Genomic DNA, 25,662 nt, shown 5'->3' on the forward strand with positions numbered 1-25,662 from the left:
CCCTCATCCCACGAACGGCGTCAGAGCCGCTTTGATCTTCTCAGCCTGCTCCGCAAGCTTGTCGTTGTCGCCCATCGTTCCCGGCGGGCGAAGGGAGACGCCATCCCAGCGCGGCAGCAGATGGAAGTGCAGGTGGTAGATCACCTGTCCGCCAGCGCTCTCGTTGAATTGATGCAGGGTCAGGCCGTCGCATTGGAAGGCGGCCTGCAGCCCCTTGGCGACATGTTGCACGCGCTTGATCAGTTCCGCGAGCGTCGCCGGCGACACATCGACGAGCGTGCGCGCGCCCTCTTTGGGGATCACCAGCGTATGGCCCTCGGTGCGCGGCATGATGTCCATGAAGGCAAGAGCGACGTCGTCTTCATAGATCTTGTGCGCGGGGATCTCGCCGCGCAGAATCTTGCCGAAGATATTGTTCGGATCATATGCGGCGGCCATGTCTCTTCCCCCTGGTCAGTCCCCATATTCGAAGGCGCGGATATTGGTGACGCGGAACGCCGCCGCCGGATAAACGCCGAGTATCTCCACTTCCTTCGAGAAGAAGCGCAGCTCCTCCAGCGCGCGGGCGAGGGCCGGCTGCTCGGGATGGCCGTCGACATCGGCGAGAAACTGCGTCGCCGCGAATTCGCCGCCGACCATATAGCTCTCCAGCTTGGTCATATTGACGCCATTCGTCGCGAAGCCGCCGAGCGCTTTGTAGAGGGCGGCGGGCACGTTGCGCACGCGAAAGATGAAAGTCGTCATCGTCGCGCCGCCATTGACGGGCGCCCATTGGCTCGTCTTCGACAGCACGACGAAGCGCGTCGTGTTATGCGCCTCGTCCTCGACATTCTCGCCGAGCACGTCGAGACCGTAGATGTCGGCCGCAAGCCGCGGCGCCAGCGCCGCTTTCGTGGGATCGTTCCATTCCGCCACCTCGCGCGCGGCGCCGGCGGTGTCGCCCGCCGTATGGGCGACGAGCCCAAGATCACGAATCACGCGGCGGCATTGACCGAGCGCATGGACATGGCTGTAGACGGCGCGCAATCCCTCGCGCGTCGCGCCTTTGGGCGCCATCAGATGAAAATGGATCGGCAGAAAATGCTCGCCGACGATATGCAGGCCCGAATGCGGCAGGAAATGATGAATGTCCGCGACGCGGCCGGCGATCGAATTTTCGATCGGAATCATCCCGAGCGCGGCGCGGCCTTCGGTCACGGCCGCGAAGGCGTCTTCGAAGCTCGCGCAGGGGAGGGGGGTGAGGTCGGGATAGGCTTCGCGGCAGACGATGTCGGAGTTCGCGCCGGGCTCTCCCTGATAAGCGATGAACTGGTTCACTTGCGGAACTTTCACGATTCGCTCATCCCTCGGGACGAGGAAACTCGGCGCACGGCTTCGAGGTCGCGCCCGGTATCTACCGATGGGCTCGTTTTGTCCAGCACAGTCGCGTCGATCCGCATTCCCGCCTCGAGCGCCCGCAATTGCTCGAGGCGCTCGCTCAGCTCGAGCGGAGACGGCGCAAGCGACGCGAAGCGCTCCAGCGCGGCGCGGCGGAAAGCGTAAACGCCAATATGCTTGTAATGCGGCCCTTCGCCCCAGGGCGCGCGGGCGCGGGTGAAATAGAGCGCGCGCAGGCGGCGCGGCGTGACATGCGTTCCCACGAGCTTGACCGCATTCGGATCGTCGGCCTCTTGCGGCGCGGCGGGCGCGGCGACCGTTCCGATGTCGACGACCGGGTCATCGAGCAGGGCCAAAGCCCCCGCAAGCGCGTCCTCCGGGAGGAAGGGGTTGTCGCCCTGGAGGTTGACGACAGAGTCGTATCGGCCCTCCGGGTCGATTGCGCGCAGCGCCTCGGCGGCGCGGTCGCTGCCGCACAGATGCGCGCCCGTCGTAAGGAGAGTCTCGCCGCCGGCGGCCCGAACGACTGTCGCGATTTCCTGCGAATCCGTCGCAACGACGACGGGGCCCAGCGCCGCTTCGATGGCGCGCGCCAAGACGTGAACCACCATCGGCCGCCCGCCGATGTCGGCGAGCGCCTTTCCCGGCAGCCGGGTCGAGCCCAGCCGCGCGGGGATCACGACAAGCGCACGCGGTTCCAAGAGACTCAGTAGACGTTGTTGTCTTCGGCCATCCAGCCTTTGTCGGTTTTCACGAAATGCAGCGTGCCTTCGCTCGTATGCACTTCGGCTTTTGCAAAGGTGCGATCCTCATCGAGGCCGAGGAAGGCGCATTTTCCGCGCTCGTGCTCTTCGCGGCACTTGGCCTCGAAGCCTTCGGGGAACTGGATTTCCGCCTCGTACATCAGCTCGAAGGCGTCGACCTTGTCGTGATTGACCTCACGCGCGTTGACCTTCTTGAAGGAGACGATCTTGGCGCCGACGCCATTCTTCTCGAGAATGTTGCGCAACACTTTCGCGCCGGTGGCGTCGCCGGGCTGGTGATCGCCGCAACCAGCGAGCGCCAAAGCGGCCACGAGCCCGATGGACAGGCGCAAACCATGAGCAGTCATCTATTTCCTCCGAAGCGGGCGCGTCTGGGGCGCGCGTTTTTTGGTCTCTTTAGCGGAAAAGCGCCGGTTCGTCGCGGTCTTTCATTTTTCAAATTGCCCCATTGTGAAAAACCATATCAGGCGGTTGCAATTTTGTGCAGCCGGGGTAACTTGATGCCCGCCAACTGGATTACGTGGCCGGGCGGCGGCGCAAGGGCTAGCAATAAAGCCCACGCCGTAAGTTAAGCGTTCGATGCGTAACGGCAGAACTCGAATACCCTGCGGAGTGCTCAGGTCCGCCGCATCTCCTGGGTCCGTGGGGTTGGCCGGCTGACGATGGTTGGAGTGGCCTCCTTGAAGCCATTGTCAGTCGGCCGCCTTCATTCTGTTGGATGAAGGCGGTCGCATCAGGCGCTTCTTCTTTCGACAACTCGTCTCAGCCGATTCGCCTCTTCGCATCCGGAAGGCGATCGTTGGGCGTTGTCGATTCGTGCCTATGGCCAAAAAAATTGGCCCCGCTGTCGGCGAGGCCATTTCGCGACGTTAAAGAGCGGCGGCGTGGCCGCCGACGCTTTACTTGATCTTGGTTTCCTTGAACTCGACGTGCTTGCGCACGACGGGGTCGTATTTCTTGAAAGCGAGCTTTTCGGTCTTGGTGCGCGCATTCTTCTTGGTGACGTAGAAATAGCCCGTATCCGCCGTGGACAGGAGCTTGATCTTGATCATGGCGGACTTGGCCATAGCGCTCGTTCCGATTCGAGTGAGAATAGAAAATCGTCCCCGCCGCAGCGAGCGGCGGGCGACGAATTGGCGCGCAACATACGTGCGGCGCGTGGGATGTCAAGCTATATAGGCGGGGGCCGAAAGGCGCGCGCGTTAGAGACGGGTTCTTCCGTCGCCGCCGCCACCGCCAAAATCTCTCCTGTTTCAACACGCCCCTATGGTGGAGCGTGAGCGAAAAGTGTATCCATCGCCGCCCAAGGAGTTACAGGCAATGGCAGGTTTTGCACCCGGCGACATCGCCGCGGCGCCCGTCCCGGGCGCGCGGATTCTCGTCGTCGCGGCGAGGTTCAACGCCGACATCGTCGGCTTGCTGCGCGAGGGCGCATTGGCGGCGATCGAGCGGCTCGGCGCCGACGCGACAGTGATCGACGTGCCCGGCGCGTTGGAGATTGCAACGGCGGCCGCGATCGCGCTCGATGCGGCCGAGCGGGCCGGCGCGCCCTATGACGGTCTTGTCGCGCTCGGCTGCGTCATTCGCGGCGAGACCTATCACTTCGAGATCGTGGCGAATGAAAGCTCGCGCGCCTTGACTGACCTTTCGGTCGCGCGGCGTCTCCCCTTCGGGAATGGAATTCTGACAGTGGAAAACGACGAACAGGCGATTGTGCGCGCCGATCCGAAACAGGGCGACAAGGGCGCCGATGCGGCGCTGGCGGCGCTGTCCCTCATCCGCCTGAAGCGGAGCCTTGCATGAGCCTCGATCAACGCTCCGCCGCGCGTCTCGCCATCGTGCAGGCGCTTTATCAGATGGAGGTCGCGGGCAAGGGCCTCAACGAGATTTACGCGGAATTCGAGGCTCATTGGATCGGCCGCGAAATCGAGGGCGTGCAATATAAGCCCGCCGAGCTGACGTTCTTCCGCGACGTGCTGCAGGGCGTGCTGACCGATCAGGTGGCGATCGACCGGCAGATCGACCGCGTGCTTTCCGGCGGCTGGCCGCTGGCGCGCATCGAGGCCGTGATGCGCGCCGCCTTGCGCGCCGGCGCCTATGAGCTGCGGTCCCGGAAGGATGTGCCGGCCCGCGCCGTGATCAAGGAATATGTCGACGTCGCCGGCGCCTTTTTCGGGCCGACAGAGTCGGGCATGGTCAACGCCGTGCTCGACAAGGTCGCGCGGGAAGAGCGGGCTGGGGAGATGGGGTAGCCCCCCTTCTGCCGTCTAAGGCCGCTAGGCGCGGGCCATCTCCCCACGAAGGAGAGGGCGCGCCGGCGGTCATTTTCGGAAAAACGCCTCGGCCGCGGACGTCGCCGCGCGTTTGGCCTGCGCAGCCGCCTCGAGGCGGGCGATCTCTTCTTGCAGCATCAGAATTCGCGACTCGATTTCCGCAATCGACAAAAGTTCGAGGGGCTGGCCGACGTCATAGGCGGGGGCGGGGCGCGTCGTCTTCCGTCATGAGCTTTCCTCTCGAGGGTCAATCGACAAAATAGCTCTGATGCGCGCGCATGGAAATGTGACGCGCGCCGGGGCGCCTATTATAGCCCAAGCGGATGTATTTCCTGGAGTAATGCGCATGCGCCGCGTTCGGTCGGCTCATTCCCCCGCGCTCGCGCGCTTTCCGTTCGCGGGGGTCATGCGCGCGATAAGCAATCGCGATAAATAAAAATGCAGGAGGGGCGCCCCAGCGGGCTGGTTGGGGCTCGGGCCGAAAAATCAGCCCTCGTCGCGACAATTGTTTAGGCCTATCTGCTATTGTGCGCCCGCGAAGCCGAACGGGGTTCGTCCGGCCGCGGCAAAGACCGGCATTCGACCGTCATTGGCGGAAAGACGAGAGCGATGACGAAGTGGGTTTACAGTTTCGGCGGCGGCGCGTCCGAGGGCTCGGCGGCCATGCGAGACCTTCTGGGCGGCAAGGGCGCCAATCTCGCCGAAATGGCGGCCCTTGGGCTGCCGGTGCCGCCGGGCTTCACCATCACCACTGAGGTCTGCGCCCATTTTTACGCCAAAGGCCGCAGCTTCCCGGCCGATCTCGAGGCGCAGGTCGAGGCCGCGCTGGCGGAGATCGGGCGCGTCGCCGGCCACGCTTTCGACGACCCGAATTGGCCGCTGCTCGTCTCCGTGCGCTCCGGCGCGCGCGCCTCCATGCCCGGCATGATGGATACGGTGCTCAATCTCGGCCTCAACGACGAGACCGTCGAGGCGCTCGCCACTTACTCGGGCGATGCGCGCTTTGCCTGGGACTGCTACCGGCGCTTCGTCGAGATGTATTCCTCCGTCGTGCTCGGCGTCGAGCATCATATTTTCGAGGACGCGCTGGAGGAGCTGAAAGAATCGAAGGGGCTCACGCTCGACACGCAGTTGACGGCCGACGATTGGCGCGCGGCGGTGAAGCAGTTCAAGGCCATTATCGAGGCCAATGCCGGCGTCGCCTTCCCGCAGGACCCGCGCGCGCAGCTCTGGGGCGCGATCAAGGCGGTCTTCTCCTCCTGGATGAACCACCGCGCCATCGTCTATCGGCATTTGCACAATATCCCGGAAAACTGGGGCACGGCCGTCAATGTGCAGGCCATGGTCTTCGGCAATCTCGACGCCAATTCCGCGACCGGCGTCGCCTTCACCCGCAATCCCTCGACCGGGGTGAAGGAGCTTTACGGCGAATATCTCTTGAACGCCCAGGGCGAGGACGTCGTCGCCGGCCTGCGCACGCCGCAGCCGCTGACCGAAGTCGCCAGCCGCGCCTCGCCGGGCGAGAAGATTTCGCTCGAAGCGACCATGCCCAAGGTCTTCGCGGAGTTCGTTGAGGTCGCCGGTCGTCTCGAACGCCATTACCGCGACATGCAGGACATGGAGTTCACCATCGAGCGCGGCAAATTGTGGATGCTGCAAACGCGCGCCGGCAAGCGCACGGCGCGCGCCGCCTTGAAGCTCGCGGTGGATATGGCGAAAGAGGGCCTCATCACGCGGGAAGAAGCGCTGCTGCGTGTCGAGCCGACATCGCTCGATCAATTATTGCATCCGACGATCGACCCCGCCGCGCGGCGCGACATTCTGGCGACCGGCCTGCCGGCCTCGCCCGGCGCGGCTTTCGGCGAGATCGTCTTCAACCCGGAAGAAGCTGCGGCCTTCGCGGCCTCGGGGCGCAAGGTCATTCTGGTGCGCACCGAGACGAGCCCGGAAGACATCCATGGGATGCACGCCGCCGAGGGCATTCTGACGGCGCGCGGCGGCATGACCTCACATGCGGCGGTCGTGGCGCGCGGCATGGGCAAGCCCTGCGTGACGGGCGTTGGCGCCTTGCGCATCGACTATGAGGAGCAATGCTTCACGATTGCCGGCAAGCGTTTCGTGAAGGGCGACAAGCTGACGATCGACGGCTCCGCCGGCCATGTCATCGCCGGCGAGGTGAAGATGCAGCGGCCGGAGCTTACCGGTGAATTCGCCGTGCTGATGGGCTGGGCCGATCAGGTGCGCCGCCTCAAGGTGCGCGCCAACGCCGAGACGCCGTCGGACGCGCGCGCCGCGCGCCGCTTCGGCGCCGAGGGCATTGGCCTGGCGCGCACCGAGCATATGTTCTTCGAGGGCGAGCGCATCGTCGCGGTGCGCGAGATGATCCTGGCCGATGACGCGGAGGGGCGGCGCGCGGCGCTCGCCAAGCTGCTGCCGATCCAGCGGGAGGACTTCAAGCATCTCTTCGAGATCATGGCCGGGCTGCCGGTGACGATCCGCCTGCTCGATCCGCCCTTGCACGAGTTTTTGCCGCACACCGACAGCGAACTTGCGCAGGTGGCGCGCGCCATGGGCGCAGACCCCGTTAAGCTGCGCCGCCGCGCGCTGCAGCTTTCCGAATTCAATCCGATGCTGGGTTTTCGCGGCGTGCGTCTCGCGGTGGTGTTCCCGGAGATCGTCGATATGCAGGCGCGCGCCATTTTCGAGGCGGCGATCGAGGCGAGCCTCTCGACCGGCGCGCCCGCGCAGATCGAGATCATGGCGCCGCTCGTGTTTTCGCGGGCCGAGCTCGATCTCGTCAACGCCCGCGTCGACGCCATGGCGAAGCTCGTCGAGGACGAGACCGGCCTTCGCCCGCGCTATCACATCGGCACAATGATCGAGCTGCCGCGCGCCGCGCTGCGGGCCGGGGAGATCGCGCCATCGGCCGATTTCTTCTCCTTCGGCACCAACGACCTCACACAGACGACGCTCGGCATTTCGCGCGACGACTCAGGCTCGTTCCTCGGCGCCTATATCGAGAAGGGCGTGCTGCCGCATGACCCCTTCGTGTCGATCGACCAGGAAGGCGTCGGCGAGCTTGTCGCGCTCGGCTGCCAGCGGGCGCGCGCCGCGCGCCCCGACATTGCGCTCGGGGTCTGCGGCGAGCATGGCGGCGATCCGGCGTCGGTCGCCTTCTTCGAGAAGATCGGGATCGATTACGTGTCGTGCTCGCCCTTCCGCGTGCCGATCGCGCGGCTTGCCGCGGCGCAAGCGGCTCTGGGCAAGACGGCGGAAGGGACGGCGTAGCGCCGGCCCGGCCGTTCGTCAGGCCTGCTCGGGGGCGGCGGCGGGTTGGAGAGGGGCTCCCGCTATATCGTCTTCGACGTGGTTTTCCTCGAACCGGCGCACGATCAGCCGCACGAGGTAAAGCCCGAATTCCGGGTTCTGGAAATAGAGCTGCTCGAACTGCTCATAGGTGATCGCCAGCAGGCGGACGTCCGTCACGCATCTTGCGCTCGCCGTGCGCTTGCCGGTCTTGGTGAAAAGCGCCATCTCGCCGAAGAGCGCGCCGGGTCCGACCGTCACGCCGCGCTCGATGATCTCGACCTGGCCTTCGACCACGACATAGGCTTCTCCGCCCACGTCGCCCTTCTTGAAGATGAAGTCCGTCGCCGGCAGGCTCTCCGGGTGCATGAAGGGCTTCAGCCATTCGATGTTGAGATCGTTGGCGTTGGCTTCGCGCACGCTGTCGATCAGACGGCGCATCTCCCGCAGGCGTGAGAAGTTGAGCGGCAGATTGATCGCATGCTTGGCGATGGTCGGGAAGGTTCCGGTCAGCAGCCCGTAAGTCAGGCCGAGGCAATTGCAGACCATGGCGGTGATCCGCAACGGAATCATGCGCTTCATATAGGCGCTGCCGACGACGGTCGCGGCTTCCGCCCAGGCCAGGGCGGCTAAGGCGATTCCGCCGGCGGCCTTGCCGGTGTCGGAGGTCGCCCAGGTCGTGACGGCGTCGATCAGGTCGGACATTCTCGCTCCTTGCGTTCCGCCCGCGCTTAGCCGTTGCGCGGGCCGCAGACAAGCGCCCATAACGCCGTCGGCTGCGGACTTTCCTGCGCGCTGACGCACATCTCCCGTCAGGCGAGATCCGTTTGATCTGTGCGGTGTCATTCCCGACGCTCGCAAAGCGAGCGATCGGGAATCCAGTGCCGAATCAGTGTATTTGCGGCTCTCGATTCCGGGTCGGGCTTTCAGCCGTGACACGCCCCATTCCGAGCTGTTCGAGCGGAAAAAGTATCACGCGGTAGGCGGCAAGACTCGATCAGCCCTCCGCCGCTCTCTTCAAATTCAGCTCCAGCAGCTTGGCCAGCGCGTCTTCAGTTGAAATATCCTCGGGCCAGCCATAGGCGGCGGCCACGGCGCGGTCGAGCTTGTCATGCGCGTTGACGAGCCATTGCGGGCGCTGGTTGTAGAGATTGGTCAGCGTGCGCTCTTTGAGCTTCACGGCGGCTTGCGCGTCTTTCGGCAGGATACGGTCGGGATAGCCCGGAACGACCTCGGGGACGATCTCGACGAGGTCCGGCGGATTGAGCCAGTTGCGCCGCGCCTCATCCAGCGCCCGCGCGGCCTCGGCGATGCGCTGGGCGCGGGGATCGTGGGCGTAATCGGCCGCGGGGATGTTGGGCGTGAGGCCTTCGGGGAAGGGGAAGGTTTCGAAGGTGGTGGTGGGGGTGTAGCGGGGGTCGTTGCCGACGCCGAGCCATGTGCAAAGGCGCAGCGACCATGCCTCGTGGAAGCGTGAATGGAGGATGCCGAAGGTGGTGTCGTCATCGCGAGCGATGGCGTCCAGAAGATTCGCAATCAAGCACCGGCTGTCGAGCCAGACGAAGGCGCGGTGCTTCGCGACGACAGGCGTTGCGATGAATCTTCTGAGGTTACAGAGTTTGTTTCGGAAGGTAGGCCTGTCCCGTTCAAAAAGCCACCAACGCTCCCTTGTTCTCTTCGCCCGGTCGTTTATCCGAACCGGGTGCACGTATCCTTTTGCGTGCTTAAAGGGCTCTTGATAGAAAGCAGCTTCTTGCTCGGATAGGCCCGAAAAATCGACGACCCACGTATCCGAGTTCGTTCGCATGACATCCAAGGCGTTCAACCACGGCTTCAGCACGTCGCTGTTGGGGCGTCCATTTGCGTTGAGCGGTTCCATCAACCAAGCCCGTGCGATATTCCCAGGAATATCGAAGGGGCCATACTTCTTGTAGCCTTCAAAACATACGGCTTGGTTTTCAATCTGACTCTTGGCTTCAATCAGTTTGAGTCCTGCCGTAAGATCAGCGTTGATCCTTACCGCGACAACGCCATCGAGCCGGCAAGCAACCTCCTCCTGAGGAGCCTGCGAAGCAGGCGTCTCGAAGGACGAGGTTGCGTGATCCGCCCTCGTGCTTCGAGACGCGCCCTTCAGGCGCTCCTCAGCATGAGGGCTTGGTTGCGAGGCTGCGCCACCCGCCCTCGTGCTTCGAGATGGGCGCTGCGCGTTCTCCTCCGTATGAGGGCGCGCAAAACACACGATGCTCACCCGCACCGCCGCGCCCTCGACCGTCCACGGCTCGTCGCTCCACGCCTCGAAGATCGCGCCCGCCTCGGCGATCGGCTCCAGCACGCGGCGATTGGCGCCGCCGCGAATGGAATTCGTCGCGACGAGGCCGGCGCTTTTCGCGCGGCCAGAACACACCATGGCCCACGCCTTGGCGAACCAGTAACAGACAAGATCGGCCTCGGCGGGCATACGGCCGTCATAGGCGGCGAAAAGCCGATCGACGTAGCCGTCGCCCAATCCCCTGCGCAGCAGCTTCCCGCCCAAAAACGGCGGGTTCCCAACGATAAAATCTGCCTCCGGCCACGCCGCCTCTTTCCCGTCCGCCGTCAGCACCGCGTCTCGTTGCTCGATCGAATCGAGCTTTTTCAGGAACGGCTGCGGGCGGGTGAAGATGGCGTTCTTGATCGCCCACTGAATGTCGCCGATCCAGATGGTGGTGCGCGCCAGCTCGGCCGCAAAAGGGTTGATTTCGATCCCGTGCAGAATTTCCGGCCCCACGCGCGTCGTGGGGCGGTCGAGGCCCAGCGTCTCGCAATCGTTGATCGCCGCATATTCGAGATCTTTCACGCCCTGCAGCGCGAGATAGAGAAAGTTGCCCGAGCCGCAGGCGGGGTCGAGTATGCGCAGCTTCGTCAGCCGCTCGATGAAATCGTCGCGAAGCTTCTCGGCTTTCGCGCGCGCGGCGGCGATCTTCTTTCCCTGATTGCGCGCGCCCTCGCGGCCCGCGAGACCCGCCTCGCGCGCGGGCGCCATCACCCTCTCGATCTCGCCCCGCACATCGGCCCATTCGCGACGCAAGGGCCGCAGCACGACCGGCTCCACGATGAGCATGATCTTTTCGGGATCGGTGTAATGGGCGCCGATCTGCGCGCGCTTGTCAGGATCGAGAAAGCGCTCGAACAGCGTGCCGAAAATGGTCGGGTCGATGAGGCTCCAATCGAGGCTCGTGGCGTCGATGAGGTTTTGGATGTCGACATGCGCCAGCGGCAAGGCGCGGCTGCCGTCGAAGAGCCCGCCGTTGAACCAGGCGATCTCGGTCAGGTCCAGCTCGCCGCCCTTCTCCATCTGCTCGAAGAGCTTGTCGAAGTAATCCTTCGATTTGGCCGGTCGCCGCTCGCAAGTGAGCAGCAGCTTTTTCAGCAGGCCCTCGGGGAGAAGCTTCACGCTGTCGGCGAAGAAGCAGAAGACGAGCTGGTTGACGAAATGCGCGACCGCCTCTCGATCCGGGTGGCGGCTCTGCAGCGCGTCGGAGACGGCCTGGAACTTGTCGGCGGCGTCGCTCGTGAGCTTGGCGCGCGTGCGGACGGGCTTCAGCGCGTCGGGGTCGTGAAAGACCGCCCGCAGCAGCTTGAATTTTTCCGGGTCAGCAAGTTCTTCGAGTTCGAACTCGTATTTTTTGGTTTCGAGATTGGTCCAGGTTGTCTTGATCTGGAAGCGGATGGTGTCGCAGGCGACGAGCAGCGGCGGGCTTTCGAGCGAGGCGGCGTAGCGCGTGAGCTGCGCCATGGCGTCGTCGAGATTGCGTTTGCGCTTCTTATATTCCCAGGCGAAGTAGCCCTTCTTCCAGACATCCGCCCAGCCGTCGCCGCCGCCGACGATGGCCGCGCCCTTTTCGAAGGTGAATTCCTTGCCGGTCGGATCGGCCTCGGCTGGCGTCGGGTGACCGAAAAGATGGCACAGGTCGATGAAATGCTCCTGCGCGGCCGCGCGCTCGGTCAGCGCGTGGTCCTTCCATTTGCGAATGAATTCATGCGGCGTCATGGCCGGTGACTAGCACGATTCCAGCGCAGGCGCCGCTCCCCGGCGAGGCCCGCTGGACTTTCCCGCGCGCTTACGCACATCTCTCGTCATGCGACAGGCGACAAGAATACTCAAAATCGAGACAGGCGGGCGCGGCTTTTATGACGTCACGCCGGGGCTCGCGGATTTCGTGCGCAGCGCGCGCATGGGCGAGGGGCTGCTGACGGTCTTCTGCCGGCACACATCGGCGTCGCTTCTCATTCAGGAAAACGCCGATCCGAGCGTTTTGCGAGATCTCGAGAACGTCTTCGCGCGGCTCGCGCCCGAGGGCGCGGATTACGCGCATGACACGGAGGGCCCCGACGACATGCCGGCGCATATTCGCGCGGCGTTGACGCAGACGCAGTTGTCGATCCCGATTATCGGCGGCGCGCTGGCCCTCGGCACGTGGCAGGGCGCCTTCCTCTTCGAGCACCGGCGGCGGCCGCACCGGCGCGAGATCGCCTTGCATGTGATCGGGGAATAAGGGCGGCTGTCAGTCCCGGCGCTTCGCGCGATAGGGAATCCAGAATAGGAACAATGTTATTACGTTGGCCCTGGATTCCCGCCGGGAATGACAAGTCTCCGCTCGATTGGTTCGGCGCCATCCCCGACGCTCGCGCCGTTTGGACACAGAGGGGATCACCGCCGTCATTGCGAGGAGGCGGAGCCGACGAAGCAATCCAGAGCCGCATCGCCGCCCTGGATTGCTTCGCTTCGCTCGCAATGACGGGCTCTGGGCAAAATCAGCGCTCTGGCTCTGGATTCCCGATCGCTCGCGTTGCGAGCGTCGGGAATGACATTGCTCCAGGTCGGGGGCTAACCCGCGTGCGCGCGCACGGGGTGGCGCATCATCCGGGGCAGCACGAGATGGGGCAGCACGCCCTCGCGGATCACCGCGCGGCGCAACGGTCCGAGCGCCGCCACGGCGATGAAGCTCGCGCCGCGGAAGAGATCGACCGGCAGATAGGGGATGATGAGCGAGCGGTTCAGCACGTCGACGCCATTGGTGCGGAAGCCGATGTCGGCGCGGCGGTGCCGGTCGTAGCGGATAAGCGCGCGAGAGAGTTCGCGCTCGTTGCGCAGATCGACGCTGGCGAGGCAATCTTCGAGATCGGCGACGTCGCGCAGGCTGAGATTCAACCCTTGCGCGCCGATCGGCGGGAAGATGTGGCAGGTCTCGCCGACGAGCGCCAGGCGCCCCTTGGCGTGCTCCGACACCTGCATCCCGCCCATGCGGAACTGGCCGATGTCGCTTTCGATCTTCATCGCGCCGAACTCGGACTTGGCGTAGTCCTCGATCTCATATTCCAGCTCTTCGCGCGGCTTGGCGAGGCGGCGGCGCGCGTCGTCGACGCTCATCAGCCAGACGAGGCTCGAGCGATGGGGGGCGTCCTCGCGCGCGGGCAGCGGCACCAGCGTGAAAGGGCCCGAGCGGGTGTGCCACTCCGTCGAGATATTGTCGTGCGGGAACTCGTGCCGCAGCATCATGGTGAGCGCGACCTGCGGATAGGTCCATTCCTTCACGTCGATGCCGGCGACGGCGCGCGCGCGGCTGTTGCGGCCATCGGCGGCGACGATGAAATCCGCCTCCAGCCGCCGTCCGTCGGCGAGCAAAGCGGCGGCGGAAGCGCCATTGACCTCATAATCGGCGATATCGGCGTCGATGAACTGGATCTCCGGAGACGCGCGCACGAGGTCGAGCAGCACGCCGACCAGCTCATCGTTGGAGATATTGACGCCCAGCGCCGGCAGGTCGATCTCGCTGGCGCGCAGCGTCAGCTCCGGCACGGGGAAGAGCTGATCCGTGTCGTCGATCATGCGGATGCCCTCGATCGGGCAGGCGAGCGTCTTCACCCGCTCCAAGGCGCCGAGCGCGTCGAGGAAGCGGACGGAGGCCTCGAAGAGCGCGATGGTGCGGCCGGGCAGGGGCGGCGGAATGCGGCCGACCAGCGCCGTCTTGAGCCCCGAGCGCGCAAAGGCCAGCGCCGCCGCGAGCCCGGTCGAGCCGGCGCCGGCCACGAGAATATCGGTCTTCGTCGTCTCGCCGGTCGGCGCGGAAGGCTGGGTCATCGCTCATGATCTCCTTGATCTTCGCGCTCTCTATATAGGGGGAGGCGCGCAAGGGCGAGGGCGGTTGCGCGCGCCTAAGGTTGCGGCTTTGAGCTTTGCGAGTTTGGGCGGTAAATGGGGCGACAGGCGGGACGGTCTCCCCGGTTTTTCCCGCCGTTTGCATTGGCGAGTGGAGGTTTCGATGGTCAAGGCGATTCGCGTGCACCACCCGGGCGGCCCCGAGGCGCTGCAGCTCGAAGAGGTGGCCCTGCCGGCCCCGGGGCCGGGCGAGGTGCAGATTCGCCATCGCGCCATCGGGGTGAACTTTATCGACATCTATCGCCGCACGGGAGCGTATCCGGCGCAATATCCTTTCATTCCCGGCCATGAAGGGGCGGGGCAGATTGTCGCGGTCGGCGAGGGCGTGACGGATTTCGAGGAAGGCGACCGCGTCGCCTATGTGGGCGCGCTCGGCGGCTACAGCGAGGCGCGCAACATCGCCGCCGATTCGGTGATCCATCTGCCGAAGTCGGTGAGCTATGAGCAGGGCGCCGTGGTGATGCTCAAGGGCCTCACCGCGCAATATCTCCTGCGCCGCACCTTCCGGGTGAAGAAGGGCCATCGCGTGCTGGTGCATGCCGGGGCGGGCGGCGTCGGCCAGCTTTTGTGCCAATGGGCGGATGCGCTCGGGGCCAAGGTCATCGCCACCGTGGGCTCGCCCGACAAGGCGGAGATCGCTCTCAAAGCCGGCGCGCGGGACGCCATTCTTTACCGCACCGAGAAATTCGAGGAGCGCGTGAAGGAGATCACCAAGGGCAAATTATGCGACGTCGTCTATGACGGCGTCGGACGCGCGACCTTCCCGGCTTCGCTCGACTGTCTCGCACCCTTCGGCTTGTTCGTGAGCTTCGGCTCGGCTTCCGGACCGATCGAGAGCTTCGACATCGGGCTGTTGACGCAGAAAGGCTCGCTCTTTGCGACCCGGCCCTCGCTGTTCGACCATATCGCCAAGCGCCGCGACTATGAGGATATGGCCGAGGACATGTTCCACGCCATCAAGCGGGGACATCTGACGATCGAGCCGCCACAAAGCTTTCCGCTGGCGGAGGCGGCGCAGGTCCATGCGGCGCTCGAATCGCGCCAGACGGCGGGATCGATGGTGCTGATTCCCTGACGCCATTCCTGTTTGAATGGCGCGCAGCGGGAAATCCGGAGCTGCCGGTCCAATCGAGTGATTCGGGGGTCCCTAGCCCGATTGGATGACTTCCGAATTACAATTCATGCTTGTGTTGCCGATTGGCCACGCGCGAAACGGAGTCGGTTGTAAATTGCTCACAACATTTTGAAATCATGCTCATTTCTAGTGGGCATCGGGTTGTTGGGCGTCGAAAAATCCAGTGGAAAACCGGGGTTTTCCGCGCCCCAGCTCGAGCCTGCGACGAAAAAGGCGCGAGCATTTTCCCCAAAATGGGCTATCTTGAATATGTTCCGGCTTTGAGGTTCCTCCCACCTCTCGATTAGCCCGAACCGCCTCAAAGACCCGGCCGTCGACGCCGGGTTTTTTTCGGCTCCCGCCCGGCAGCCGGGCCGCTTTCATGTTGCAATCCGGGACAAAGAGTCCCATCCTCTAGGCGCGGCCGGAAATTGGCCGTGAAGCATGAGGGTTGCAACGCTGTCGACAAGTGTTCATCCGGGAGCGGGCGTCACCGTCTCCCAGCCGAAGATCGGCGCGCGAGCGCCGCTTGGCGGCTCGATCGTGCAAAATGTCCTCAACGCCCTGGACGAGACAAAGGCCGAGGACATCATCTCCATCGATCTGCGCGGAAAGACCGCTCTCGCCGATGAAATGATCATCGCGACGGGCCGCTCGACCGTGCATGTCGGCGCCATTGCCGACAAGGCGATCAAGGCCTTCAAGGCGGCGGGCGTTTCGGCGCGCGTCGAGGGCCTGCCCCAGTGCGACTGGGTGCTGATCGACGCCGGCGACATCATCGTCCACATTTTCCGTCCTGAGGTGCGCCAGTTCTACAACCTCGAGAAAATGTGGGGCGGCGATCGCCCGGTGGAGATGCGGCTGGTCTGACGCATCATCCCCAAAAGTGCGCAGCGGTTTTGGGGCAAAGATGATGCGAAAGAGCGCATCATCCCCAAAAGTGCGCAGCGGTTTTGGGGCAAGATGATGCGAACGAGCGCATCATCCCCAAAAGTGCGCAGCGGTTTTGGGGCCAAGATGATGCGAGAAAGATAGCCGCGTGCGATTGGGCATCATATGCGTGGGCCGGTTGAAGGCCGGCCCCGAGCGCGAGATCTACGCGCGCTACGCCGAGCGCATCGCTGCGCTGCGGCGCATTGGTCTCGACGGCCTCGATCTCAAGGAAATCGACGAAAGCAAAGCCAAGAGCCCGGCCGAGCGCATGGCGCGCGAGGGCGAGGAGATGCGCGCGCTGCTGCCGGAGGATTCGGCGCTCATCGTCTTCGACGAGCGCGGCAAGGCGGCGGATAGCGCGGCTTTCGCCGCCTTCATCGGGCGCGAGCGCGACGCGGGGCGCAAGGCCATGTGGTTCGCGATCGGCGGCTCGGAGGGGCTCGATGCTCGCGTACGGGCGCGGGCGACGGCGGTGTTTTCCTTTGGCGCGATGACGCTGCCGCATCAGATTGTTCGCATACTGGCGGCTGAGCAGATTTACCGGGCGATGACGATTTTATCGGGCCATCCATACCATCGGGCGTGAGGCGGGCTTGCCGTTCGTCATGCAAGCGAGAGGCGCTTAATTAGCCAACGCGCGCAGTGTGTTGCGATAGCGCCGCATAATCTCGTCCGCCTTCTCGATCTTCTTTGGGTCGTAGGGCGTCAGTAGATAGCCGCCGTCCGCAGCCTCGATGGCGTAAAGTGTATCGCCCTTTCCGGCGTTCATCCGCGTAAGCATCTCCTTAGGCAGGACGACGCCGGTAGACGTTCCGATTGGGATGAGTTTCAGCTTCGTCATCGCCCTCTCAACAATAAGAATGTTTTGTAATACCGGGTGGCCGTCATTGCGAGGAGCAAAGCGACGAAGCAATCCAGAGCCACATTGCTGCCCTGGATTGCTTCGCTTCGCTCGCAATGACGGATGTAGCCCCCTACACCCGCTGCTCATGCATCGTCTTCTGCAGCCGGCCCATGGCCTGCTCGACTTTCTGGAAATCGCCGCGCAAAGCTTTCAGCGCATAGCGTTCCTGGTCGATCTCATGCTGGGTGCGGAAGCCAAGCCGGCGCAGCAGCGGCAGCGGCGGGCACCAGCCCTGGACGGCGTGCTGGAACAAGAACCCGGCGACGAAGACCGGCAGGGCGAGCCAGCGGCGGTCGGCGACGATCCCCGCCGCGAGACCCGCGAGGGCCAGCGTCGACGCATTGGCTTCGAGCGCGCGCTCGACGTCCCATTCGCGATCGAGTTCGTCGATGCGCTCGTCGATCTTGCCGGGATGCAGCGCGAAATAGACGAGCCGCTCCGTCATCGCTTCGTGGATCATGCGGTTGACGGCTTCGCTCGTGTGGTTCTGGACGCGATCGACGGCTGCGGCTGTGGCCATGGCGGGGACCTCTCCTGACCAAGCGCCAACCGGCGAGCCGCCGCGAAGTTCCCTCGGGCGGACCGTCGGCGGCGCGGGGATTACGGTCTTTACCGCCCCGCCGTCCTGCGCTAAACCTCACCCGTAACGAGCCCTTCGCGTTACCGCGTGGGGCTTTTGCCGTTTTAAGAAGCGTGAAGACAAGATCATGGCGAATGTGGCGGTGGTCGGCGCCCAATGGGGCGACGAGGGCAAGGGCAAGATCGTCGACTGGCTGTCGCTGGAGGCGGATGTCGTCGTGCGCTTCCAGGGCGGCCACAACGCCGGCCATACGCTCGTCATCGACAGCACGACCTATAAGCTCGCGCTGCTGCCCTCCGGCATCGTCCGGCCGGGCAAGCTCTCCGTCATCGGCAATGGCGTCGTGGTCGACCCCCACTTTCTGGTTGGCGAGATCGAGCGGCTGCGGGCGCAGGGCGTCGAGATCGCGCCGGAGAATTTCAAGGTCGCCGAGAACGCGCCGCTCATCCTGTCGCTGCATCGCGAGCTCGACGCTCACCGCGAGGAGGCTTCGGGCGGCGGCGCCAAGATCGGCACGACCAAGCGCGGCATCGGCCCCGCCTATGAGGACAAGGTCGGCCGCCGCGCCATCCGCCTGATGGACCTCGCCGAGCCGGATACGCTCGACGACAAGATCGAGCGTGTTCTCGCCCATCACAATCCGCTGCGCCGGGGCCTCGGCCTACCGGAAGTCGCGCCGCAGACGCTGCGCGAGGAGCTGCTCTCGGTCGCGCCGAAAATCCTGCCCTTCATGGACGCGGTGTGGGACCTGCTCGACGAGCAGCGCCGCGCCGGCAAACGCATCCTCTTCGAGGGCGCGCAGGGCGTGCTGCTCGACGTCGACCACGGCACCTATCCTTACGTCACCTCGTCCAACACCGTCGCGGCTTCGGCGGCGAGCGGCTCGGGCCTGGGACCGGGGGCGATCGGCTATGTGCTCGGCATCGCCAAGGCTTACACGACGCGCGTCGGCGGCGGGCCGTTCCCGACCGAGCTGACCGACAGCATTGGCGAGCTGATCGGCGACCGCGGCCATGAATTCGGCACCAATACGGGCCGGCGGCGGCGCTGCGGCTGGTTCGACGCGGTGCTGACGCGCCAGGCGGTGAAGACCTCCGGCATCAACGGCATCGCGCTCACCAAGCTGGATATTCTCGACGGCTTCGACGAGATCAAGATCTGCACGCATTACATGCTCGACGGCAAGCGCATCGACCGCCTGCCGGCCTCGCAGTCGGCACAGGCGCGGGTGACGCCCGTCTATGAAAGCTTCCCCGGCTGGAAGGAGACGACGAGCGGCGCGCGTAGCTGGGCGGAGCTTCCGGCGCAGGCGATCAAATATGTCCGCCGCATCGAGGAGCTGATCGGCGCGCCCGTGGCGCTGCTCTCGACGAGCCCCGAGCGCGACGACACCATCCTCGTGCATAATCCTTTCCAGGATTGACGACTTCGGCTTGAACGGCTCGCATTGGCGAGTATCCGGCCGACGCTCGCGCCGTTTGGACAGGCAAGAAATCACTGCCGTCATTGCGAGGAGCGCAGCGACGAAGCAATCCAGAGCCGCATCGCCGCCCTGGATTGCTTCGCTTCGCTCGCAAGGACGGGCTCTGGGCAAAACCGCGCTCTTGCGCCCTGGATTCCCGATCGCTCGCTTCGCGAGCGTCGGGCATGACATGTGCGAGCGGGAGGCGCGTTAGGCCCGGCGACGGTGGCGCCCGCCGGGCTTTTCACCGGCCGGGCCGGTGCGCGGCAGGAGCTGGGTCAGCGGGGCAGGGGCGCCATGTTGCGTGAGCAGCGCTTCCATGCCCGCGGCGTCGAGCGGGCGGCTGAACAGAAAGCCCTGCGCTTCCTCGCAGCCTAAACCCTTCAAAAACTCGGCTTGAGCCGCAGTTTCGATTCCCTCCGCCAGGACTTTCAGATGCAGGCTGTGGCCCAGCGCGACGATCGCGCGGGTAATCGCCGCTTCATTCTCGCCGCTGGGAAGATCGGAGACGAAGGAGCGGTCGATCTTCAGCTTATTGACGGGCAGGCGTTTCAGATAGGCCAGGGAGGATTGCCCCGTTCCGAAATCGTCGATCGCCAGCGATACGCCGCAAGAGCGAAGCCCGTCGAGAACTTTCACGTTCTTCTGGGCTTGCCGCATGACATAGGTCTCGGTGATCTCGAGCTCGAGAAATTTGGACGGCAATCCCGTCTCGGCCAGGACATCCGCCACGAGGCCGACGAGATCCGAGCGCTCGATCTGCACGCCGGAAATATTCACGGCGATGCGATGCAGCCCCAATCCCTTGCGCATCCATTCCATTGCCTGGCGGCAGGCGGCGCGCAGCGCCCATTCGCCGAGCTGCGTTATCAGGCTCGTCTCTTCGGCGATGGGAATGAATTTATCGGGCGGAATGATCCCGCGCTCGGGGTGGCGCCAGCGCAAGAGCGCCTCGGAGCCGACGAGTCTTCCGTCGGCCAGATCGACTTGCGGCTGATAGTTCAGGAACAGCTCGCCCTGTTCCAGCGCCTTGCGCAGCTCGCCTTCCAGGAACTGCCGCTCCTGCGCCTGATCGGTCAGATGCGATCTGTAGAACAGATATTTGCCGCGCCCTTCCTCCTTGGCTTGATACATCGCGAGATCGGCGTTCTTGATCAGCGTCGCCGAGTCTTCGCCGTCGCCAGGATAGCAGCTCAGGCCGATCGACGCGCCGACCTCCAGTCGATGGCCTTGCACGATGAAGGGGCTGGATAAAACTGCGATGATCTTGTGGGCGACCTCCTGGCCGTCCTCCGGACCTTGGGTGTTTTGCAGCAGCACGACGAATTCGTCGCCGCCCAAACGGGCGATCATGGCGCCCTGTCGCAGGTTCTGCATCAACCGCCGCGCGACGGCGCGCAGAAGCTCGTCGCCGATGGGGTGGCCCAGGCTGTCATTGATATATTTGAACCGATCGAGGTCGAGAAAGAGCAGACACATTTTTCTCCCGGTCCGATGGGCCAATTTCATGGCCTGCTCGCAGCGTTCGTTGAAGAGCTGGCGGTTGGGAAGATCGGTGAGGGAGTCGTAATAGGCCAAATGGTGGATATGCGCCGCCGAACGCTTCTGCTCGGTCAGATCGTAGAAGACGCTGATGTAGTTCTTCACGCTGCCGTCGCCGTCGCGCACCGCCGAAATATTCTGCCAAAGCGGGATGCTGTCGCCGTCCTTGCGGCGATCCCAGATTTCGCCGTGCCATTCGCCCTCGCTCTTCAGCTTGGCCCAAAGCTGCTTGAAGAAGGCGGCGTTGTGCCGTTTCGATCTGAAGATATTCGTTCTCTTGCCGATGACGTCGTCGGGGGCGTAACCGAGAATACGGCTGAACGCGGGATTGACCTTGATGATCCGCGCCTCTGCGTCGGTGATCACCACGCCGTTCAGGCTGGTTTCGAAAACGCTGGCCGCCAGGTTCAACTGCTCGTCGGTCTGCCGCTGGGCGGTGACGTCCTGCAGGGTTCCGTTCGCCCGTACTGGTCTTCCGTTTTCGTCGCAGAGCGTCACGCCCCGGAGCTGCGCCCATTTGATCCTGCCGCCCGCGAGACGGAGGCGGCAGCTTGCGTTGAAAAGGCGACGGTCGCGGATCGACGCCTGGAAGGCTTCGTCCACCGCCTGGCGGTCCTCCGGATGGATGATTGCGAGACAATCGTCGTATCGTCGTGGCAGCGCGCTCGTCTTGCAGATATGGGCCATTTCCTCGGAACGATAGATCACCTCATTCGTGGTCAGATCGACTTCCCAGCGGCCGATTTGGGCGATGCGCTGCGCTTCCCTTAGCTCCCGCTCGCTGTCGAGCAGCGCGTCATGTTGCTTCTTGATTGCGGTGATGTCGGTGGCGCAGACGACAGCCCCTTCCTCCTTGCCCTTGGGGTCGTGCTGGAGGGTCGCTTCCAGCCAGTAGAAGCGATACTGGCCGTCTTTCGCGAGGAGCCGATGTTCGGCCGCATAGGAGCCTGCGCCGCGCACGCGCTCGAACAATGGCGAATGCGCCGGCCAGGGCAGGCGGGGGAGCGATTGCTCGAGCCGGCGCCTTTCCTCCGGCGGCAGCCATTCGTCGAGGACACGCTCCGCGATCTCTCCCTCCGGCGCGCATAGATCGACGGAGAAGCGACGATTGACCTGGCCGATCCGTCCCTCGGGTCCGAGAACGATCAAGAGGGCGCTGGACGTGTCCATCACGCGCTGGGTGAAGTTCGCCAGATTGGCCTGCCGCTGATTGGCCTCCTGCAGGGCCTCCGCCTGCAGCTCCATCGTGCGCAGCATCTCGTCCGTCTGCGCGGCGTCGAGGCTCATCTGCTCCTGAATGGCGGCGTTGGCGAGGCGGAGCGACTCGACCTCGGCGCGCAGGCGTTCCACTTCTTGTGTGAGCGCGTCTTCACTCATGGCGGTCATTCTCGAAATAGGCGCCGAGCAGCATGGCGACCTCGTCCACGGCGCGCGCGACCGGCTCTGAAAGCCCAATGTGAAATGGCGTAATAGTCTCGACTTCCGCCCCGATGATCTTAATGGCCGGGGAGGTTTCGGGAAATGCGGCGAGCGCGCGCAGGACATAGCCGAGGCCGAGCCCGTGGGCTGCGGGCGTCGTTTCTTCCATGATCATGGCGAGGGAGGGCCGATGCACGCGGCCGGGCTTTCCTGCGGGCGCCAGGGCGTCGACGATGACGACTTCGTCGCAGTCCTCGAAGAGCGCCAGCGCCGCCGGGCCGGGCGCGCCAGCTTCCGTCAGGCGTAGATCGGCCGGGCGCTCGCGCGCCGCCAGCCGTTCATAGACCGCCGGGCCGAAGCCGTCGTCGCCATGCAGCGGATTGCCGAAGCAGACGATATGGCGCCGGATGATGGAAGGACTCTGGTTCATGCGTTGAAATGAACCTTCCTCCCGGTGTCCAGCATATGGACCGTGCAAACAAGGCAGGGATCGTGGGAGCGGATGATGTGGCCGATCTCGACCGGATCGTCCGGGTCGCGCACCTCGACGCCGACCAGGCTCTGCTCCCAATGGCCGGGCTGGCCGGCGCTGTCGCGCGGCGAGGCGTTCCAGGCGGTGGGCGTGACGATCTGATATTTTTCGATGACGCCGTCTTTGATCTTGATCCAGTGACCGAGCGCGCCGCGCGCCGCCATGATCAGGCCGTAGCCGTCGCCATCGGATTCATTGGCGGGCGGGATGAAATGCTCTCCCGCGAGATCGGCGGCGAGTTGATCGAGCATGCGCCGTGCATGCAGGAATTCATGGGCGATGCGCCGCGCCCGCGCGAATTGCCGCAGCCAGGCGCCGCCGCCCTCCAATGCGTTGAGCGAGGCGATCAAAGGATCGCCGCCGATCAGCAATTCCGCGAGCGGGCCGGTCTGGACGACCTTTTCGCCATAGCGCGGCGCCTTGGACCATGTGTAGCGATCGCCGCCCGGCTCGTAATTGGGGATGGTTTCGCCGTTCCACGGGTGGCGGCCGCCCTCATAGTGGCGGAACCAGGAATGGCGCACATGCTCATTGATCTGCGTCTGATCGAGCGGCGCGATCGTCCCCGTTTCGCCGTCGTAAAAGCCCGACGCCAGCAGAGTCGCATCGGCGTCGGTCGTCGAAGGATCGCGCCACGCGCCGTAGCTCAGCATATGTTTGGCGCCCGCCGCGGAGCGATGAAGCCCCAGAGCGCGCACGCAACGGCTGAGCATGCCAAGCGCGCTCGCCGCATGGGCGGGCGCGTCGAGCCAGGCGAAATAGTCTTCCGCTTTGTCGAGCGCCAGCCAACGCTCGAGCGGCGCGCCGACGATGCGCTGCTCATACCAGCGTTGCGCGTCGTCCAGCACGGCGCGGCAGGCGGAAATCCGGCGCAGATCGGCAGGAAGCGTCACGCCGCCGGGGGCCATATAGGAGGAGTGCGGCCACTGTCCGCCAAAATGCGCCACGATCTGCACGACCTTCCGCGTCACCGCGAGGGTTTCGAGATAGATCGTTCCGCGAAACGGCTCGAAGGCGGCCATGATCTCGTCGAACCAGGGTTCGGCGGCGTAGCGCGGATTGCAGAAATCCGGCGTGAAGAACAGGAAGGTCTGGCGCAGATCGTTCTGAATGCCTTCCGCCATCAGGCAGAGATTGCGGATGCGCGTGGCGTTGGGCGGCGGGACCGCGCCCCAGGCGCGTTCCAAAGCGAGCGCCGACGAATAAAGATGCGCGGTTCCGCAAATGCCGCAGACGCGCGGCGTGATCACAAGGGCGTCGCGCGGCGCCCGGCCGATGAGAATCTGCTCGAAACCGCGATACATCGTGCCGATGGTGCGGGCTTCCGCCACCACGCCGTCGTCCAGCGTCACGGCGAGCTCGAGATCGCCCTCGACGCGGTTGAGGCTGACATTGAGCTCGACGCGCGCCATGTCAAACGTCCATCTTCTTGTTTCGGACGCGCGCGGGCGCGGCGGCGCGGGCGAGATTCTTATAGGCCATGTAGCGGGCGCGCTCGACGCCGACCGGCAGGCGCAGCGGAATGTCGCCGATCTTCGCCGTTGCGAAGAGGTCCGTTTCGCGCGGGAAATTGGGCGCCGTGCAGCCGAAGCAGGGGACGCCCGCGCGCGTCTTACTGTTGACGCCGTTCCAAAGATCGCTGTTGCAGACCGCCTGGGTCAGCGGGCCCTGGCAGCCCAGATTATAGAACAGGCAGGCGCGACCCCCGAGCTCCAAATCCTCGACGTCATATTCGTGGTATTCGTTCCGCGTGCAGCCTTGGTGCGCCAAAGTGCTGAAGAAAGCGGCAGGCCGGTTCAGCGGATCGAGGGCGAGCGGCAGGTCCTGGGCGATCGCCTCCAGCGTCTGGGTCATGGCGTGGGGATGGGCCGGGCAGCCGGCGATATTGATGACCGGCAGGCCCGAACCGGCGCGCCAGTCCGCCGGCAAAAGGCCGCCCGGCGTCTCCCGGTCGAATTGCAGGCCGATGCAATCGGCGGGGTTGGGGCTCGCCGCGTGAACGCCGCCGAAACTGGCGCACGTGCCCATGGCGACGACGATATTTGCGCGCCGGGCGAGCGCGCGCGTGATCTCCATACGCGCCCGGCCCCGGTAGCTGTCGTAAAGGCCGGTGCCGCGCGGCGCGGTGACGACGCTGCCCTCGACGCAGAGGATGTCGAGCTTTTGGGCGCCCGACGCGATGTTTTCGATCAGCGCGTCAAAACGCTTCATCGGCGCATGCGAGAGGGAGGGGTGCCAGAGCAGCTCGATCCCGCAGGAGGCGAATAATTGCTCGAAGCTCGGCGCTTCAGCGCTCAGAATTGCAAGCGAGTCGCCGCCGCAGGCCCCAGTCTGCAACCAGAACAAGGTTTTCACGAGCGCTTCTCTCCATCACGCGCACGCCGCGATTAGGCGCTCAAAAGCTTGAGACTTCTTGAATGGTTTAGCTAGCCCTAAAATTCGCGGCTTGGTTGAGTAAGGCCGTTCGGTTGCTGTCCGGCGCCAGCGAACGCCGTTTTTTTAAATCACGCGATCCCGTCAAAAAGCGCGGCGGCCTCGCCGAGATCGAATTCGGCGATGAGCGCGGGAGACAAAGGGTCTTCGCCGCCGAGCCAGGACTCGATCGCCGCGGGAGCCCGCAAGGCGATCTCCAGCGCTTTGGTGATCTCGTATAGTCCCCAGGCGAGGCCCGACTGGCGCATGGCGTTCATCATGGCGTTTTGCACGAGACTGCGAACGACCAGATGCGGCGTCGATACGGTCGCCTCGTCTCCCTCGCCCTCGGCCGCCGAAATGCAGGCGAGCTTATCCAACGCCGCATGACCTCGGCACGCAAGCGGGCGGAGCCGATAGGCGAGGCAGAGGTCTTTCTCGATCAGCGGGCAATAGTGCTTGGCCGCCAAGCGCGACGCTTCATCCAGGCTTCCAACCGTATTCGCCGCCTCGGCGATGCGGCGCGGAAGGTCGATCCCCCGCGCCTCGAACGCCGGGGCGTTGACGTCCACGAAACGGGCCAGCAGGAAAACCTCGGGCGCCGTCGCCACGACGCGAAGACGGCAGCACGCCGCGCATTCGCCATGACAGGCGATCGCCGGCGCGCCTTCGGCCTGGATGACGACATTTTTCTCGAAAAGGTCGAAAGCCTGCGCGCAAAGGGCGCCGACGAGATCAGCCTGGTTGCGTCGCGCGGCGACCGTATCGCCGAACGCCCGGCTTGTCGCCCGGAAGAAGGAAGCGGGCCCGTCCTTGCGCATGTTTTCGAGTCCCTGTCGTTAGAG

Annotated in this window: 24 protein-coding genes; 8 read left to right on the plus strand and 16 right to left on the minus strand. The window is 64.6% G+C overall.

All coding sequences use genetic code 11. The features are described 5' to 3' along the window. Positions 1–3 precede the first annotated feature (3 nt). The 5 genes from JJT62_RS09920 to rpmG all read right to left on the minus strand — a co-directional run bounded on the left by JJT62_RS09920 (position 4) and on the right by rpmG (position 3,208). Entirely contained in the window at positions 4–438 is a 435-nt protein-coding gene (locus JJT62_RS09920; protein WP_202072565.1) for an HIT family protein, read from the minus strand. Between the two features lie 15 nt (positions 439–453). Beyond that, positions 454–1,317 carry a prephenate dehydratase gene (locus tag JJT62_RS09925; RefSeq protein WP_202072840.1) on the minus strand — a complete coding sequence of 288 codons (864 nt, stop codon included), beginning with the start codon at positions 1,315–1,317 and terminating at the stop codon, positions 454–456. Positions 1,318–1,328: 11 nt separating this feature from the next. Continuing rightward, a complete protein-coding gene (locus JJT62_RS09930) occupies positions 1,329–2,057 on the minus strand; it encodes a 3-deoxy-manno-octulosonate cytidylyltransferase (RefSeq protein ID WP_370568519.1) in 729 nt (242 codons plus the stop codon). Between the two features lie 26 nt (positions 2,058–2,083). Next, complete coding sequence (locus tag JJT62_RS09935; RefSeq protein WP_202072566.1) at positions 2,084–2,488, minus strand: hypothetical protein; 405 nt, start codon at positions 2,486–2,488, stop codon at positions 2,084–2,086. Between the two features lie 552 nt (positions 2,489–3,040). Further along, positions 3,041–3,208 carry a 50S ribosomal protein L33 gene (gene rpmG / locus JJT62_RS09940; protein ID WP_016918986.1) on the minus strand — a complete coding sequence of 56 codons (168 nt, stop codon included), beginning with the start codon at positions 3,206–3,208 and terminating at the stop codon, positions 3,041–3,043. A 253-nt stretch (positions 3,209–3,461) separates the two neighbouring features. Between rpmG and ribH the strand changes: the two genes are divergently transcribed. Together ribH and nusB are read left to right on the plus strand one after the other, a co-directional pair. After that, positions 3,462–3,944, plus strand: coding sequence for a 6,7-dimethyl-8-ribityllumazine synthase (gene ribH, locus JJT62_RS09945; protein ID WP_202072567.1), 483 nt, complete (start codon positions 3,462–3,464; stop codon positions 3,942–3,944). After that, the gene (gene nusB / locus JJT62_RS09950) at positions 3,941–4,393 is read left to right on the plus strand and encodes a transcription antitermination factor NusB (RefSeq protein WP_202072568.1); all 453 of its coding nucleotides are present in this window, start codon (positions 3,941–3,943) and stop codon (positions 4,391–4,393) included. The genes ribH and nusB overlap by 4 nt, the downstream gene beginning before the upstream one ends. Before the next feature lie 69 nt (positions 4,394–4,462). Here the strand turns inward: nusB and JJT62_RS09955 are convergent, their stop codons facing one another. Continuing rightward, positions 4,463–4,585 carry a DUF1192 family protein gene (locus tag JJT62_RS09955; RefSeq protein WP_202072569.1) on the minus strand — a complete coding sequence of 41 codons (123 nt, stop codon included), beginning with the start codon at positions 4,583–4,585 and terminating at the stop codon, positions 4,463–4,465. 438 nt (positions 4,586–5,023) lie between these two features. Between JJT62_RS09955 and ppdK the strand changes: the two genes are divergently transcribed. Next, positions 5,024–7,702 carry a pyruvate, phosphate dikinase gene (ppdK, locus tag JJT62_RS09960; RefSeq protein WP_202072570.1) on the plus strand — a complete coding sequence of 893 codons (2,679 nt, stop codon included), beginning with the start codon at positions 5,024–5,026 and terminating at the stop codon, positions 7,700–7,702. An 18-nt stretch (positions 7,703–7,720) separates the two neighbouring features. On the opposite strand, the gene JJT62_RS09965 is transcribed toward ppdK, so the two are convergent. Continuing rightward, entirely contained in the window at positions 7,721–8,425 is a 705-nt protein-coding gene (locus JJT62_RS09965; RefSeq protein WP_202072571.1) for a Crp/Fnr family transcriptional regulator, read from the minus strand. 292 nt (positions 8,426–8,717) lie between these two features. Beyond that, complete coding sequence (locus JJT62_RS09970; protein WP_202072572.1) at positions 8,718–11,750, minus strand: DNA methyltransferase; 3,033 nt, start codon at positions 11,748–11,750, stop codon at positions 8,718–8,720. Between the two features lie 88 nt (positions 11,751–11,838). On the opposite strand from JJT62_RS09970, the gene JJT62_RS09975 reads away from it, so the two are divergent. Continuing rightward, entirely contained in the window at positions 11,839–12,255 is a 417-nt protein-coding gene (locus JJT62_RS09975) for a secondary thiamine-phosphate synthase enzyme YjbQ (RefSeq protein WP_202072573.1), read from the plus strand. Positions 12,256–12,587: 332 nt separating this feature from the next. Here JJT62_RS09975 and JJT62_RS09980 read toward each other — a convergent pair whose 3' ends face one another. Next, positions 12,588–13,841 (minus strand): FAD-dependent monooxygenase, encoded by a 1,254-nt coding sequence (locus JJT62_RS09980; RefSeq protein WP_202072574.1) that lies wholly within the window; start codon positions 13,839–13,841, stop codon positions 12,588–12,590. A 181-nt stretch (positions 13,842–14,022) separates the two neighbouring features. Between JJT62_RS09980 and JJT62_RS09985 the strand changes: the two genes are divergently transcribed. The 3 genes from JJT62_RS09985 (at position 14,023) to rlmH (ending at position 16,552) form a co-directional block, all read left to right on the plus strand. After that, positions 14,023–14,994: a quinone oxidoreductase gene (locus tag JJT62_RS09985; RefSeq protein ID WP_202072575.1), complete on the plus strand. Its 972-nt coding sequence runs from the start codon at positions 14,023–14,025 to the stop codon at positions 14,992–14,994. A gap of 483 nt (positions 14,995–15,477) precedes the next feature. Beyond that, positions 15,478–15,903 carry a ribosome silencing factor gene (rsfS, locus tag JJT62_RS09990; protein WP_202072579.1) on the plus strand — a complete coding sequence of 142 codons (426 nt, stop codon included), beginning with the start codon at positions 15,478–15,480 and terminating at the stop codon, positions 15,901–15,903. A 169-nt stretch (positions 15,904–16,072) separates the two neighbouring features. Beyond that, a complete protein-coding gene (gene rlmH, locus JJT62_RS09995; protein ID WP_202072581.1) occupies positions 16,073–16,552 on the plus strand; it encodes a 23S rRNA (pseudouridine(1915)-N(3))-methyltransferase RlmH in 480 nt (159 codons plus the stop codon). A gap of 36 nt (positions 16,553–16,588) precedes the next feature. Here rlmH and JJT62_RS10000 read toward each other — a convergent pair whose 3' ends face one another. Continuing rightward, entirely contained in the window at positions 16,589–16,807 is a 219-nt protein-coding gene (locus JJT62_RS10000; protein WP_202072582.1) for an AbrB/MazE/SpoVT family DNA-binding domain-containing protein, read from the minus strand. Positions 16,808–16,940: 133 nt separating this feature from the next. After that, positions 16,941–17,390, minus strand: coding sequence for a DUF2892 domain-containing protein (locus JJT62_RS10005; RefSeq protein WP_202072583.1), 450 nt, complete (start codon positions 17,388–17,390; stop codon positions 16,941–16,943). Between the two features lie 187 nt (positions 17,391–17,577). On the opposite strand from JJT62_RS10005, the gene JJT62_RS10010 reads away from it, so the two are divergent. Beyond that, a complete protein-coding gene (locus JJT62_RS10010) occupies positions 17,578–18,873 on the plus strand; it encodes an adenylosuccinate synthase (RefSeq protein ID WP_202072584.1) in 1,296 nt (431 codons plus the stop codon). A gap of 249 nt (positions 18,874–19,122) precedes the next feature. Here the strand turns inward: JJT62_RS10010 and JJT62_RS10015 are convergent, their stop codons facing one another. The 5 genes from JJT62_RS10015 to JJT62_RS10035 all read right to left on the minus strand — a co-directional run bounded on the left by JJT62_RS10015 (position 19,123) and on the right by JJT62_RS10035 (position 25,638). After that, positions 19,123–21,831 carry an EAL domain-containing protein gene (locus tag JJT62_RS10015; RefSeq protein WP_202072595.1) on the minus strand — a complete coding sequence of 903 codons (2,709 nt, stop codon included), beginning with the start codon at positions 21,829–21,831 and terminating at the stop codon, positions 19,123–19,125. After that, the gene (locus JJT62_RS10020; RefSeq protein ID WP_202072596.1) at positions 21,824–22,303 is read right to left on the minus strand and encodes a hydrogenase maturation protease; all 480 of its coding nucleotides are present in this window, start codon (positions 22,301–22,303) and stop codon (positions 21,824–21,826) included. The genes JJT62_RS10015 and JJT62_RS10020 overlap by 8 nt, the downstream gene beginning before the upstream one ends. Next, positions 22,300–23,817: a nickel-dependent hydrogenase large subunit gene (locus JJT62_RS10025; RefSeq protein ID WP_202072597.1), complete on the minus strand. Its 1,518-nt coding sequence runs from the start codon at positions 23,815–23,817 to the stop codon at positions 22,300–22,302. The genes JJT62_RS10020 and JJT62_RS10025 overlap by 4 nt, the downstream gene beginning before the upstream one ends. 1 nt (position 23,818) lies before the next feature. Beyond that, on the minus strand, positions 23,819–24,760 hold the full coding sequence (locus tag JJT62_RS10030; RefSeq protein ID WP_202072598.1) for a hypothetical protein: 942 nt from the start codon (positions 24,758–24,760) through the stop codon (positions 23,819–23,821). A gap of 149 nt (positions 24,761–24,909) precedes the next feature. Continuing rightward, complete coding sequence (locus JJT62_RS10035; RefSeq protein WP_202072600.1) at positions 24,910–25,638, minus strand: YkgJ family cysteine cluster protein; 729 nt, start codon at positions 25,636–25,638, stop codon at positions 24,910–24,912. Positions 25,639–25,662 lie beyond the last annotated feature (24 nt).

It is taken from the genome of Methylocystis sp. Sn-Cys (genome assembly GCF_016745395.1).
Taxonomy (GTDB): Bacteria; Pseudomonadota; Alphaproteobacteria; order Rhizobiales; family Beijerinckiaceae; genus Methylocystis; species Methylocystis iwaonis.